Raw genomic sequence first — 13692 nt, 5'->3', positions numbered from 1 at the left:
TAAAAATCTAGTGTTAGAAGATTTTCGGCTGATTGTAGATTTAGTATCTATCCTCGCGGCGGCGGCCGCTGGGGGGATTATTGCGGGATTAGCCAGACAGCCTCCATTACTTGGTTATATCGTCGGGGGCATGATTGTCGGCCCGGCGGGACTGGGATTAATTAAAGAATTGATCCAAGTCGAAACCCTAGCACAGTTTGGTGCAGCTTTTTTGTTATTTGCCTTGGGAGTGGAATTCTCATTTTCCGAACTCAAGAAGGTGCAGAAAATCAGTTTGGGTGGTGGTGGATTGCAAATTCTCCTGACCATTTTAGTCACAACCTTAATTTCTGTGAGTGTAGGCTGGGTGACGACTCCACAACAGGGGGTATTTTTAGGCGCGATCCTGTCGCTGTCTTCGACAGCAGTGGTGTTGAAATCATTGATGGAGTCTAATGAAACCGCAACGTCTCACGGACAGGTGATGTTGGGGATTCTGGTGGTACAGGATTTAGCGTTGGGATTCATGTTAGCAGTGTTACCCGCGCTCGATCGACCTGTAGAGGAAATCGGCGTAGCTGTGGCTCAAGCAGCGATTAAAATCGGTCTATTTGCCATTTGTGCGACGCTGACGGGGATTTGGATCGTTCCTCGGTTATTGCGGCTGGTGGCGAGTACTGAGAGTCGGGAATTGTTTCTGCTGGGAATTGTGACTCTATGTCTGGGAATTGCGTTAATCACCCAGAAATTAGGGCTGTCCATCGAAATGGGGGCATTCGTTGCTGGTTTAATGATTTCCGAAGTCGAGTATGCAGATCAGACTTTAGCCTATGTAGAGCCGATTAGAGACGTATTTGCGGCGTTATTTTTCGCCGCGATCGGGATGTTGATCGATCCGTTGTTTTTATGGAACAACCTGGATCTGATCCTGGGCTTAGTCTCGATCGTGTTTATCGGCAAATTTATCATTATTACGCCGTTAGTCAGGCTGTTTGGTTATCCATTGCAAACTGCGCTGATTGCGGGGTTGGGATTGGCGCAAATTGGGGAATTTTCGTTTGTACTCGCCAGTGAGGGGCGAAGTCTGGGTTTGGTGTCGCGACGGGTGTATTTATTGCTGTTGGGAACTACTGCGGTGACTTTAGTTATCACTCCATTTATCCTGAGACTTATCCCTAGCTTATTTAACTGGATTGAGACTATCCCCGCACTCAATCGCTGGTTTCAACCTGGCGAACCGCCGCTGGAAGTATCGGAACATGTGCCGCTCGAACCCCCGATTGTTATTTGCGGTTATGGGCGCACGGGGCAAAATTTGGCGACACTACTCGCCGAACAAAATATTCCGGTGGTAGTTGTAGATCAGTCAGAATCGGCAATTCAGAAATTGCGCGATGGGGGAATTCCCTATATCTATGGTAATGCGGTGAGTATCCCCGTGTTGACTAGAGCGGGACTCGATCGAGCCAGAGCGATGGTAATTGCTTTACCCGACGCAATGAGCACGCGCCTGTGTCTCAAACACGCCCTCGAAATTTCCCCCGATCTGGCGATTGTCGTGCGAGCGAATCAATATCAGGATATCGAATTACTTTACCAGTTAGGTGGTAGTGAAGTCGTCCAGCCGGAATTTGAAGCTAGTCTGGAAATGGCATCCCATTTACTGGTAAAAATTGGCTTACCCACGATTCAGATTCAACGCCAAGTCAAAGCAGTTCGCAATTCTCACTATATGGAATTACGCCCCGATGCGATCGGCGAAATGTCCCAAAATATTCAAGCAGCTACCTTGGGGATGAATCGTCGCTGGTATCGATTATTATTAACATCACCCCTGCTGGGCAATTCGATCGCTAGTGCGAGCATTCGTCCTTTGACTGGAGCCACGATCGTCGCGATTCAACGGGAAAATGGTACCCAGATTAATTATCCAAATGGGGGTACTACCTTCCAAATCGGTGATAGTTGTCTCGTAATTGGTTCCGTTGAGGAACAAGCAATGTTCGAGCAGCTTACCAAGGGCGAAATTGCCATTCCAGTACTACCGATACCCGTGGTAGATTCAGCTATCGATTGAAATCGAGGATAGGGGCAATGTCTTGTCTTGACTGAAACACATGCGCAAGGTATCCTCTGCCTTAGCAGATACCACTTCATGAATTGCCCCTACCCTCGATTTAGAGGATCTCCCCGATTAATTGTTGGATAATAAACTTATATCACCTAAATTTTTGTGTCTAAATCGATCTCTAACCTGCGTTGAAATTCAAAGGGTAATGGGGGCTTTCTTGCCCGATCATTGATACTGAATATAGGCGATCGACTGACGATAGATCAATGTTTTTCGCTCGTTCGTATCAGTGAAAAATAAGCACTCGGGATCTTGCCAGACAATTCTGCCAACAAAGACATCACCAGTCAATAATTTAATTGACACCTCGATTTTGTCTTTGATCGATCCTTGAGTTTGTCGGACACTGGGTAAATTAACATCAAGTTCGGTCATATTCTCATTTGGGTAGATGATTGGTGCCTACGATCGTCGATCTGGGCACGATCTAAAAATTTTAGCGTCTATAAATATTATTCCCACAAATCGCAATAGTTTTACTCACAGCTTGCAACAAGATATATTTACTATTAATGACATTAGGGAACAAGGGAATTATGAGTGTGTTCCCAATCCTTCTCGTTTAAGCTCAGAAATAGTTAGTCCTCGCAGAGCATATCCGCAGCATGGTTTCAATCGTCAGCAATTGTTAACCGAGAAGTCTGGTGCCAGATGTGAATCAGCCGTATTTACCCAAAAAAGTAAAAATATCCTATGATTTTTTCAGATCGATCGAGGCTTGTGTGTCGGCTGACAAAGATTGCCATTATCACTGGTAGTCTATGCTGGAATCCAGTACTCCCTGGGAGCGGCGATGCCGTTGGCGTAGAGATTGGATTGGCGAATACGCCAACAACTCCAGCTCCAATCTTACCTCAGTCTCAAAAACTGACTTCACCTAAAGTTCCCGCACTAGATACCTCGATCGTACCAGGAAAAAGAGTTGGTGCAATTACACCAAAAACCACATACGCCGATCTCGTCAAAATCTTTGGCAAACAGCGGTTGACATCAAAAAAGGTCTATGGGGCGGAAGGACTAGTTGTATTTCCTGGTACACTAATCACACTGGGGAAAAATAGGTCTTTGACAGTAGCATGGAAAGATGCCAAGCAACTGCAACCACTTCAGGTAATTATCGCCGATCCAACGTTCAAGACTGCATCAGGAATCGGGATGGGGACGAGTTTAGCTAAATTACGTCAGATTTTAGGCGAGTTTAAGATTACTGGTTTGGGTTGGGACTATGGCAATCAAGTTATCGGTCTTTCACCTGCGATCCAACCTCAGTATACTGGACTGAGTATTGGTGTTGATGCCGATCGAATCGCTGCTAAACAGTTTCCCAAAGATTATCGAGCTGTGTCTGGCGATGGTGTAACGCCTGCGGCTAGCGATCCTCATTGGAAACCGCTGAAAATGCATGTTTCGACACTAAGTCTCTATTTTCCCCAGAATCCTTTACCTAAAGTAGAGCAACCGCAGAAAAAGAAACCATAGCTACTGCGATACCCGATACCTATTAAATCGTGACAACAGCCGAAATTATCGATCGATTAAAACAAGCCACAGTGGATCTATTATGGTCGAGTGAATCCGATTGCCCCTTTGAAATAGTCACTTGGGCACGAGGTGTCGAAATAATTCCGGCTGTCTTATTTAGCAATTTAGACGATGCTAATTTAGAGATCGAGTCTATTACTTTAGCAGATTTTTTCGCACCAGTACTGATAGTTGAAGATTGGTATGAAGCCGACGAATTGGTGCAGATCGATCGATATACAGACTTATTAGATGCGATCGAGTCTAGTTTAACTGATGTTCGAGTTTTTCGGGTTGGAGAAATCGAGATCGATATTTATATCATTGGTAAAACTCCCGATGGCGATCTGGTCGGTTTGAAAACTCAATCGATCGAAACTTAAACTCACATATTGCATCAACATGTAGATACTATGATTGCCAAGATCTGTGAGTACCCCTACACAATTAACCGTAGTCTGTTAAAACAGACTTGAGCTATTAGCCTAGGGATTAATCCCCAGGTGGGTAAGGAGCGGAGCAGAACACAAAATTATGTTAATTAGCCATTAACTAATGCTAATCCACGCCGATATAACTCCTGCGCGTACTCAGTCCAAGTACCTTGTCCCCAATACCGAAAACAACTAGTTTGCACCAACAAATTGTACAACAAAGCTGCTTGATAATCCGATCGATTAGTAACATTTGGATCGGCGGCTACGAGCGCGTCGAACTTCTGATGAAATAGTGCGCTGAGTTGGTACATTGGAGCCAAAACATTATCATATCCCTGTATCCAACTGAGATTATCCGTCCAAGATGCACCATCCATATGGAATTTGTAGTCGGTTTTTTTCAGTGCCTCGATCGCATTTTCGACTGATTTAGTGTCAGTCTGTTCGGGATTGACTAACTGCCAAATTTTGTGTTGTTGAACTCCCTGACAGATTGGATAATCTGCGTCAGTTATCCCCACGGTTTCTAATAGTTCTAAATATTCCGTGCCATTGCAGCCGACCACACCATTAGTTTGACCCTTGATTTCGTGCCAAGGTCGGGGGAAATCGCGAGGGAATTCATTCATCATTACGCCGCCATTTTCACCGTCGGCAATTTGGGTAACTAAACAAGGAATTGATTTCCCACCTAGTTGCTGTTTGCCCCGACTTTTGGCTTCATAATAAGGCTGCATCTGAGCGACTAATTTTGTATCCGAGCCTTGAGTTTTAATTAATGCTGTAATGCTAATTGTTTCCCCTTGAGAATTGCGGGCGACTAGACGATTGGGTAAATATTTATTGTCTTGAGATAGGCTCCCACCATCGAGCTGTTCGACAGAATGTTCTTGCACCATCAACCAGCGATAACCACATTCTTTGAGAGCTTTGATATATTCATACAAAACATCGGGATGATTGGGGAGGTGCATTTCTGGTGGTGAGAAACCTTTGACTCGTTTGAGTGCGTCCATCCCGAAGATTGCGGCAAAATGATGTTGCCATGCTTGAATTTGCAACTTGATATCGGGAGTCGGCGTAGAAGGTACCACAGCATGGCTCCACATCGTCCCCAGCCACTCGACATGGGGCTGATACTGTCGATCGCAGGTAATCTTCTTCAGGTGGTCTAGCACGTCATTTCGCCCCATCTGCTGCAATCCCCACAGCAGGTTTCCCGAATAGTCCAACATGATCCGAGGATTGCAACCCTGAGCGACTAAATCGGGGATAAATTCACCCATGCGAGAATAGCACCAGGCGAACACACCAGCATTATGATTATCGCCTTCGCCTTGATGCTCGAACATGAATTGTAGATGTCCGATGAGTTCGCCCTGCGCACCAGCGGGAATCGTCGGTTGGTGCATGTGGAGCGCACACGCAAACCCCGCTGTCATCTCTGTCAATCGCAGATTACTAGTCGGGAGAAAAACTAATTCGGAATGGTTGACAGCGGCATTAATTTCGGCTTCCCGTCCGCAGATGCTGGGAATTTCCGTACCGATTTTGGCTAACTCGAAGGTGGAGGATGGCATAAAAATTCTGAGTAGCTCCGAATCTGACGATCGACTCAGAATATCAAACTACCTCTACACTTATGTATCCAGCCGTCGGAAACTTAACTTTCGATAGCAATCCTCTTTTCATCAGCCAATTCAGCAACGCCGCTTTCGGTCTCGTCGAGACAAGCTCTTAATTTTTCAGCAAAGATGCGAACATGGGGTTCTTTGTAGGCGGTAAAGTCGAGAATATCGGTACCAGGAACATAATGCAGCTCGAAACCGCCAGGGAACAGCTTACTACAAGTAATGTGATGTTCGCGATCGAGTTCGATGGATTGGGAATAAATTTTTCGGTGGTTAATTGAGGTCGATCAAAATAACCTCGTGCCAACCCAGCCCCACCAATATGTAGTTCGCCATGAACGCCAATCGTTCTAGGGGATAGGCTGGATCTAAGGGGATATATGCACCACCTGCTTTCAGAATTCCTAATAGATCGATATTGGTAATGAATGGTTTAAACAATTAATAATAACTTTAGGCTTTAATTGTTCTAATCGAGTTTTTAGTTCGCCATCAGTTAGGTGAGGATCGAGCGGAATCAAAGTAGCACTAGCCGCGATCGCTAAACTGAGGACTGCGGTTTCTGGACTATTAATAGGTGAAATTAACACGACTCGATCGCCTCGATCGATCCCTAGTTGACGCAGTTTAAGATGAGTCGTTTCTACCCTCAATGCAACTTAGGGGCACCCCTGTCGGTTAATTGTGTAAGGGTGACCTTAGATCTACGCCGATCTCTAGTATTTTGATACTGGTACAAGATGTGGACATCAAGGCGATACTTGCTTGTTGTAATATATTGCAAGTATTTACAACTGTCCCCGATCGATTACCTCGTTGCATGTGACTTATCTATTCCCCAATCTCACGCAATACCAGTTAGCAACAGGAAATGCACTCGATGTCACTACCCTGTTGAAATTTCTGCAGACTACGTATGAAGAACTATATCCTCAGCAACAGAACTATCAGCATCTCCAGTCTACAGTCGATCGATATTTTAGCTCTGAGACTCCATTATGGTTTGTCACTACGCTCGATCGAAATTGCTCCATCAAGATCGCCTGTCTATGGATCGGTATCGCCATCGACCAAATTACGGGAATTCGTCATCCTAATATTTTCCTGATCTGCGTCGATCCCCCTTATCGTCGTCAAGGAATCGGTCGTGCACTGATGGAACATGCTGAAATTTGGGCAAAAGCTCAAGGATATACTCAGATCGGTTTACAGGTATTTACGACTAATCAACCCGCGATCGAGTTATATCAGCAATTAGGCTATCAAGCTCGATCGATCTCCATGATGCGAGAACTCTAGGATTAGGCTTTAGGCTAAAAGGATCTGAGACACTATTCACTATTCACTAAATTTAAGCTGGAATTGTTAACCTAGATGCAGTAGTTGAGATCGATCGCCCGTTAACATTAGGCAAAAATAATGAAAGAAGTGTTTGGCGAAATTAGAACCCAGCTTTTGATTCTAGCGACGCTCGTAGGCATCATGTGGGGTCTAGAGATCCTCGATACATTCGTTTTTCAGCACGGACTCGATACTCTAGGGATCTTACCCCGAAATTCGATCGGTTTGCGCGGAATTTTATTCGCACCATTCTTGCATGGAAGCTTTGCACACCTAACTGCCAATACACTTCCCTTTCTCGCCCTGGGCTGGCTGATTATGGCTCAAAGTATCAAAAACTTTGTAATTGTGTCACTTATTTGTATGTTAGTAGGTGGTTCGGGAACTTGGCTATTTGGAGCTAGTGCCCTACATATTGGCGCGAGTGGCGTGATTTTTGGCTATCTGGGATTTCTACTCGCCCGCTATTATTTCGATCGTCGCCTTAGTTCTGGCATAATTGCTTTATTTGTTGGTTGTACCTATGGCAGTGTTCTATGGGGCATTCTACCCTCTTTACCGGGTATTTCCTGGGAAGGACATCTGTTTGGTTTTTTGAGCGGCATTCTCGCCGCTAAATTTGCGATTGACAGCTAAAAAGCAATGCTGCTTCGTGCTAGCAACGATTGACTTCCATCTTGGAGATATTACCTCAAGCTTAGTTTTCAGATAAAAGTCGTTGACTTAGCTGTCAAATCTCGTACAAAAGTCCGATTCAATCCGATCGCTATTCATCCAAAATTAAGTTGAGTTCACAGAATATGTCTTTCGACCCAAATATTTTCGCATCACCATTAAATCTTTTGTATGCATTCTTTAGAACCAGAAGAAGAAGATTATTTATTTTGCCGATCCTTAGATTCGGACGGTCTGTATACTGAGGAAACTTTTGGTGACAGATTGCGACTTTTTTATAATCAGTTCAATAGTAGTACCCGTGCATTGCTAGATAGCGCACTATTTCGGGAAGTTGAAACCAACTCAATCGTGACGGGTTTAGAAATTCTGTGTGAAAATCAGATTATTTATAAACGTTTAGTCCAAAAACACCAAAAAATTGCTAATGAAATTCGGTGGATTTGGCCGGATACTGTCAGCCAATTTGAGATGGGAATGCATTCACCCGACTGGTGTGGGCAAGTTTTTCAATTACCATCCTATTGGCTTAAATAACTGTTAATGCTCTCCCCCCTCATTAATATTCGGATATCTCCCCGATCGATCTTCGTTCTCCCGCATAGAATAGGGATACCGCTCGATATATAGGCTATGGATAACAACAACTGGCTGCAACAAATTTTAATGCTAGGCATCGGCACGACTTCATTAGTTGCCGATCGAGTCCGCGAAGTCAGCGAACAGTGGGTCAAAGACGGTAAAATCGATCCCGACCAAGCCAAATCATTTGTTGATGACCTGATGGGGCAAATGAAGCTAGATCCGGCGAACTTTGAACTTCAGATGCAGCGAACGATTCGTAACACCATGCAGGATCTAGGCGTACCGCGTCAGGCTGAAATGGACGAATTGCGCGGGCGGATCGATCGACTCGAACGCCAGATCAGGGAGATGGAGAATAGATCTTGGAAGTAAGAGGAGGATGGGAGTACGGGAGTTGGGGAGTATGGGAGTAAAAATGCAATAAACTCTCTAACACCCTCACTCCCCCACTCCCAAACCGCACTGATGACTATAATCAGAAGGTGGTTTAAATCGAATTGAGTATGAAAGAAATTTTAGTCAGTTTAGGATTGATGCTCGGATGCGGTATTCTAGTCCTAGCCTTTCAGTTTATGTCAGGAAAACCAGAGGCAATGGCCGGAGCAATCCTCGAACCTAAATCGGTTGCTACTGTCAGTCAATCCACACCTAGCCCATCAAACTCAATCGCTATGGATAACGCCGAAAAACAAGTTGCCGAAGTTACGACTGCCTCGGGATTAAAATACGTTGAGATTGCCGAAGGAACAGGTGATACTCCAGCAAAAGGTCAAACTGTATCCGTCCACTATACTGGTACGCTAGAGAGTGGCAAGAAATTTGATAGTTCTCGCGATCGCAACCAAGCTTTTGAATTTCAAATTGGTGAAGGTCAAGTAATCCAAGGTTGGGATGAAGGACTTAGCACCATGAAGGTTGGCGGTCGTCGGAAGCTAATTATTCCTGCCGAGCTAGGCTATGGTGCTCGCGGTGCCGGTGGTGTGATTCCGCCCAACGCCACACTAATTTTCGATGTCGAACTATTGAAAATTAAAGCATAGAGCCAGAGACTGCGAGGTTGTGGAAGTTTCACAACCCCAAATCCCCAAATCTAAATTTGGGAACATCGCGGAATAAATGATTGTCATGGTAAATAGGATGACCGAACAACCTTAATCACCATGAGTCAATCACTTTCCCTATCTTGGTCCCAGCTTGAGGAAAACCTCCCTCGAACCAGAGTGCAAGTAGATAAACTAGAAAAACTCCCGAACAATGAACTAATTTTGCTCGCTCAATCTGGGTCGCGCTCAGATCGAGCAGCTTTAGCCGAGCTGATGCGTCGGCATCAGTCTCATGTAGATCGGATTTTGTATCACTTGGCTCCAGACTGGCAAGATCGGGCAGATCTAGCTCAAGAAGTGTGGATTCGGGTATACAAAAATATCAAGAGTCTTAACGAACCCGAAAAATTTCGGGGTTGGTTAAGTCGGATTGCTACCAATCTGTTTTACGATGAATTGCGCAAACGGAAGCGGGTAGCTCCACCACTGTCTTTAGATGCCCCAATTAATCTCGAAGATGGATCGATCGAGTGGGATATTGCTTCAGATACGCCCAATCCCTCTGAACATCTGAGTACGGTTGAATTCTACGACCAATTGAGATCTGCTATCGCCAATCTACCAGCGGCTTTTCGGACGACAATCGTTCTCCGCGAAATCGAAGGATTGTCCTACGAAGAGATTGCCGATGCCACTGGCGTATCGATCGGGACGGTAAAATCGCGGATTGCTAGAGCGAGAGCTGGATTACAATCTCAGTTGGCTGGTTATTTTGAATCGTAACTAAATTCCCCCAAATTGGGAATATTAGCAATATATTTATATTTAGCTCCATTTTGCTGGCTAGTATTAAAAATTATTTGAACTTGGGACACACACAGGAGAATTGAGGATCGGAACATGACAGACAACTTCGACGGGGAGCGATCTGGTGCCGTTTTAGACGAACGGTTTGAGCTGCTCAGTGCCTATCTTGACGGTGAGGTAACAGTCAGCGAACGGAAACAAGTGGACGCATGGCTGGCCACCGACCCCGCATTTCAACGCCAGTATCGCCAGATGCAAAATATTCATGTGGCATTTCCACGGATGCCAATACCTAGCAGTCAATCTGCTGAAGCTTTGGCTAAGGGTGTATTCGATAAGATCGATCGCCATCGCAAACTATCATGGATTGGCGGTGGTGCCATTGCAGCCACGCTAGTAGCCACTGTAGCTGGCTTAGGTGGTTTATTTGGTGAGAATAGTCCTCAACTGCAATTTGCGGCTAATAAAGCCGATACTCCCGCACCATTAATGGTGGCATTGAACGATCCCATTTTGGCGATGCCTGCCAAGGGCGAACAATTAATCGAGTTACCAATGTCATCGCCAGAAGTCAACGCAGATTAAATAAGTTGACAGCAATGATTTCGGCTCTGGTGCAATTACGGCAATTAAGGGTAGGGGCAATTCATGAATTGCCCCTACCCTTAATATTTCGTCCACAGTCTGTTTTAACAGACTTGAGCTATTAGCCTGGGGATTAATCCCCAAGCGGGTAACGAGCGGAGCCGAAAATTGTCAAAGGGCGGTCTACATCAGAAGAAACTGACGTTGTTTAACGTTATTTACCAAGTAATTTAACTACCCCAATCCCGCCGAAATATAGAGCTAAAACGGCACCTGCTAATAAGCTTTGAGTGAGCGGATCTGTCGATGGGGTAACGATTGCCCCGACGACCATCGAGCCTACCACTACGCTTTGCCAAGCTGATAACATCAACTTAGAAGAGAGAATACCCAGTAGGGATAATAAAATTTGAACGACAGGCAATTCAAACAATAACCCCGTCGCGAATAATAAGACTAGCACGAACTCAAAATACCGATCGATCGACCAAGCCTGTTCGACAACATCGGCACCATAACCAATTAGAAAATTGAGCGCGGCGGGAATTAGTAAGTAGTAAGCGAAAGCAATCCCCACAAAAAATAACACCGACGAAGCAACTACCACAGGCAATACCAATTGCCGCTCGCGCCGCGTTAAGCCAGGAATGACAAACTGGATGATTTGATAAAGGACAACCGGACTAGCGACTAATAAGCCACAATAGCCAGCTACTTTGACCGAGACAAAAAAGTATTCGCCTGGAGCGAGTTGGAGAAATTTAATTCCCGCTGCAGGTATTTCCAAGACTTGGACGATTTGTTTGGCGTATACAAAACAACCTAATGCCCCGATCGCGACCGCAATTACCGAGTAAAATATCCGTTGGCGCAATTCTTCCAAATGGTCGAAAAAAGACATCTCCAGCTCTGAGGGCAGTTCGTCTAATTCACCATTAGTATCAGCCAGATCCGGATCTGGTGCCCACAGTGCAGTACTCAATTCGGTATTGGACTGAAGATCGCTATCTACTTCTGAAGTCATTGCAGCGGTTTTGTCTGAACTATCTTCTAAATTATAGGGGATAGGACGATCGGGTGCGATCTCTAGATGTGCTGGTCGATCGAGTCGATCTCAATTAAGAGCAAAGATCGCAATCTTTGCTTATTGGGTAGGCGATCGACGATAATTAAGTATTGTAAACTAATTTTCTTATATCCCGGTGAATAACCTGAGTACTGTCTCCGATACCAAGCGTAATTTCTACTCTCAACATACACGCCCGATTAATTCGATTTATCGGCGGGTAGTAGAAGAATTAATGGTAGAAATGCACTTACTTTCTACTAATGTTGATTTTGACTACAACCCTGTTTACGCATTGGGTGTAGTCAGTAGCTTCGATCGATTCATGGCAAGTTATCGCCCCGATGTAGATAAGCAATCGATCTTTGTCGCGCTGTGTCAATCAATGGGTGGAAATGCCCAACAATACCGCACAGATGCCGCTGGAGTCCAAGAATTCGCCCGCAGTATGCAAGAGCAAGATATTGTTACTTGGCTCGCTCATCCGACTAACGACGGGATGGGAGCGCAATTAGCGAGTACATTGGGATCGATCGCTAGCAATCCTAAATTCAAATACAGTCGCTTATTTGGGATTGGTTTATTTACAATTCTCGAACAAGCTGCACCAGATTTGCTCAAAGACGAGAAAAAACGCGAAGCTGCGATTCTGCAAATTGGTGAAGCCATGCACCTACCAACAGATAAACTCCAAAAAGATCTCGATACCTATCGCAGCAACCTCGATAAACTAGTTCAAATGGAAGCTGTCATGGGCGACTTAGCCGAAGCCGAGCGGAAGAAACGCGAGAAACGAGCACAAGAGAAAGCGGATGCGACTGCGAAGGCTGAAGCTAAAGCTGCTGAAACTGAGGCTAAAAGTGAATAGACCTTAAATTGTAGTAAGGTGTGTTGGCATCAGCGGCTCGCGCTCGTCGGGTTCCCTGACGGTTTAGCGAGACAAGACAGCGTAACACACCGCTAGTATCAGACTGGTACGATCGCGCTGACAGACTCTATGAGAGTTATTTTCGGATTGATGTCATCAGTGGCGATACTAAATCCGCTAGTTCCGATTGATTGACAATTAAACTCGGCATGGCATAGTTACCGTAATTTCGGCCGGCAACCGCTGGAAAAGTTGGTTCAGCCCTTAATGATTGCCACGACCCTCCAGCAGCGTGTAGAATCGCCCACACAGCCGCTAGATCCCAGATTTTGGGAGTTGCTTCCACTCCACCGAGACTCGCACCTGCGGCAACCGCCAAAAAGTTGTAGGTAGCGACACCTAGCATCCGCACCTTACAGGGAAATCCAGGTTGCCAAATTTGCAGACTGCGGGCACATAAACTGAAAAAATGATTGCTACTCGGTGAATCCTGACTGACATGAATTGGACGACCGTTTAGATAGGCACCAGTAGGTAAATTTAATCCGGTATTGCCCGCCCAATAACCGTGAAAAGCTTGCGATACAGGGGGAAAATAAACATAGCCAAATACAGGCTCACCGTAATACAGTAACCCGATCGAGACCCCCCACAACGGAATCCCCCGTGTGAAATTTGTCGTACCATCCAGGGGATCGATAATCCACGTCCATTGAGCATCGGTAAACTCATGGTTGCCCTCCTCACTCAGGATTGCATGATCTGGGAAAGCTTTAATGATACTCGATCGAATCTCCCGATCGGCCCATTCGTCAGACTGAGTAACCAAACTACCATCAGCCTTTTCTAATCCCTGGGCATGTCCAAAATCTAACAGTAATTGCGCCCCCACTCTCTGAGCGTTAGTGCTGGCGACATCCAATACTTGAGTCCAAAATTCCATGCTGTTTTAATTGTGGTGAGATTGATAAGCGTCAATTTTCAGGAAACCGATCGATCGCTAGTGTAGTCTAGTTATACAGC

17 protein-coding genes are annotated in these 13692 nt (G+C 45.3%); 12 read left to right on the top strand and 5 right to left on the bottom strand.

The features are described from left to right. Window positions 1–10: 10 nt before the first annotated feature. Entirely contained in the window at window positions 11–2056 is a 2046-nt protein-coding gene (locus RMO55_RS04615; protein WP_310424244.1) for a cation:proton antiporter, read from the top strand. Window positions 2057–2275: 219 nt separating this feature from the next. On the opposite strand, the gene RMO55_RS04610 is transcribed toward RMO55_RS04615, so the two are convergent. Next, window positions 2276–2485, bottom strand: coding sequence for an Hfq-related RNA-binding protein (locus RMO55_RS04610; protein WP_310424241.1), 210 nt, complete (start codon window positions 2483–2485; stop codon window positions 2276–2278). Window positions 2486–2501: 16 nt separating this feature from the next. On the opposite strand from RMO55_RS04610, the gene RMO55_RS04605 reads away from it, so the two are divergent. The 3 genes from RMO55_RS04605 to RMO55_RS04595 are packed head-to-tail and all read left to right on the top strand — an operon-like array spanning window position 2502 to window position 4014. Continuing rightward, window positions 2502–2807, top strand: coding sequence for a hypothetical protein (locus tag RMO55_RS04605; RefSeq protein WP_310424238.1), 306 nt, complete (start codon window positions 2502–2504; stop codon window positions 2805–2807). Continuing rightward, window positions 2804–3589, top strand: coding sequence for a hypothetical protein (locus tag RMO55_RS04600; RefSeq protein ID WP_310424234.1), 786 nt, complete (start codon window positions 2804–2806; stop codon window positions 3587–3589). Before RMO55_RS04605 ends, RMO55_RS04600 begins: the two co-directional genes overlap by 4 nt. A 29-nt stretch (window positions 3590–3618) precedes the next feature. Beyond that, window positions 3619–4014, top strand: coding sequence for a nuclease A inhibitor family protein (locus RMO55_RS04595; protein WP_310424231.1), 396 nt, complete (start codon window positions 3619–3621; stop codon window positions 4012–4014). Between the two features lie 158 nt (window positions 4015–4172). Here the strand turns inward: RMO55_RS04595 and RMO55_RS04590 are convergent, their stop codons facing one another. Beyond that, the gene (locus tag RMO55_RS04590; protein ID WP_310424228.1) at window positions 4173–5648 is read right to left on the bottom strand and encodes a glycosyl hydrolase family 57; all 1476 of its coding nucleotides are present in this window, start codon (window positions 5646–5648) and stop codon (window positions 4173–4175) included. Window positions 5649–6103: 455 nt separating this feature from the next. Further along, entirely contained in the window at window positions 6104–6352 is a 249-nt protein-coding gene (locus RMO55_RS04585) for an AMP-binding protein (protein ID WP_310424225.1), read from the bottom strand. Window positions 6353–6521: 169 nt separating this feature from the next. Between RMO55_RS04585 and RMO55_RS04580 the strand changes: the two genes are divergently transcribed. From RMO55_RS04580 to RMO55_RS04550, 7 genes are all read left to right on the top strand, one after another. Then, on the top strand, window positions 6522–6998 hold the full coding sequence (locus tag RMO55_RS04580; RefSeq protein ID WP_310424223.1) for a GNAT family N-acetyltransferase: 477 nt from the start codon (window positions 6522–6524) through the stop codon (window positions 6996–6998). A 120-nt stretch (window positions 6999–7118) separates the two neighbouring features. Continuing rightward, the gene (locus RMO55_RS04575; RefSeq protein WP_310424220.1) at window positions 7119–7676 is read left to right on the top strand and encodes a rhomboid family intramembrane serine protease; all 558 of its coding nucleotides are present in this window, start codon (window positions 7119–7121) and stop codon (window positions 7674–7676) included. Between the two features lie 210 nt (window positions 7677–7886). Continuing rightward, window positions 7887–8252: a hypothetical protein gene (locus tag RMO55_RS04570; protein WP_310424217.1), complete on the top strand. Its 366-nt coding sequence runs from the start codon at window positions 7887–7889 to the stop codon at window positions 8250–8252. 96 nt (window positions 8253–8348) lie between these two features. Then, a complete protein-coding gene (locus RMO55_RS04565; RefSeq protein ID WP_310424214.1) occupies window positions 8349–8672 on the top strand; it encodes a phasin family protein in 324 nt (107 codons plus the stop codon). 131 nt (window positions 8673–8803) lie between these two features. Continuing rightward, complete coding sequence (locus RMO55_RS04560; protein ID WP_310424211.1) at window positions 8804–9340, top strand: FKBP-type peptidyl-prolyl cis-trans isomerase; 537 nt, start codon at window positions 8804–8806, stop codon at window positions 9338–9340. 120 nt (window positions 9341–9460) lie between these two features. Next, a complete protein-coding gene (locus RMO55_RS04555) occupies window positions 9461–10126 on the top strand; it encodes a sigma-70 family RNA polymerase sigma factor (protein WP_310424208.1) in 666 nt (221 codons plus the stop codon). 117 nt (window positions 10127–10243) lie between these two features. Further along, window positions 10244–10735: a hypothetical protein gene (locus RMO55_RS04550; protein ID WP_310424205.1), complete on the top strand. Its 492-nt coding sequence runs from the start codon at window positions 10244–10246 to the stop codon at window positions 10733–10735. 214 nt (window positions 10736–10949) lie between these two features. Here the strand turns inward: RMO55_RS04550 and tatC are convergent, their stop codons facing one another. Next, window positions 10950–11759: a twin-arginine translocase subunit TatC gene (gene tatC, locus RMO55_RS04545; protein WP_310424202.1), complete on the bottom strand. Its 810-nt coding sequence runs from the start codon at window positions 11757–11759 to the stop codon at window positions 10950–10952. 178 nt (window positions 11760–11937) lie between these two features. On the opposite strand from tatC, the gene psb29 reads away from it, so the two are divergent. Then, entirely contained in the window at window positions 11938–12669 is a 732-nt protein-coding gene (gene psb29, locus RMO55_RS04540) for a photosystem II biogenesis protein Psp29 (protein WP_310424199.1), read from the top strand. A 136-nt stretch (window positions 12670–12805) separates the two neighbouring features. Here psb29 and RMO55_RS04535 read toward each other — a convergent pair whose 3' ends face one another. After that, entirely contained in the window at window positions 12806–13612 is an 807-nt protein-coding gene (locus RMO55_RS04535; RefSeq protein ID WP_310424197.1) for an inositol monophosphatase family protein, read from the bottom strand. Window positions 13613–13692: the final 80 nt, after the last annotated feature.

The organism is Chamaesiphon sp. VAR_48_metabat_135_sub, assembly GCF_031418915.1.
GTDB lineage: Bacteria > Cyanobacteriota > Cyanobacteriia > Cyanobacteriales > Chamaesiphonaceae > Chamaesiphon.
The sequence above is the reverse complement of the archived record's forward strand: the minus strand, read 5'-3'. Positions and strand labels throughout refer to the sequence as shown.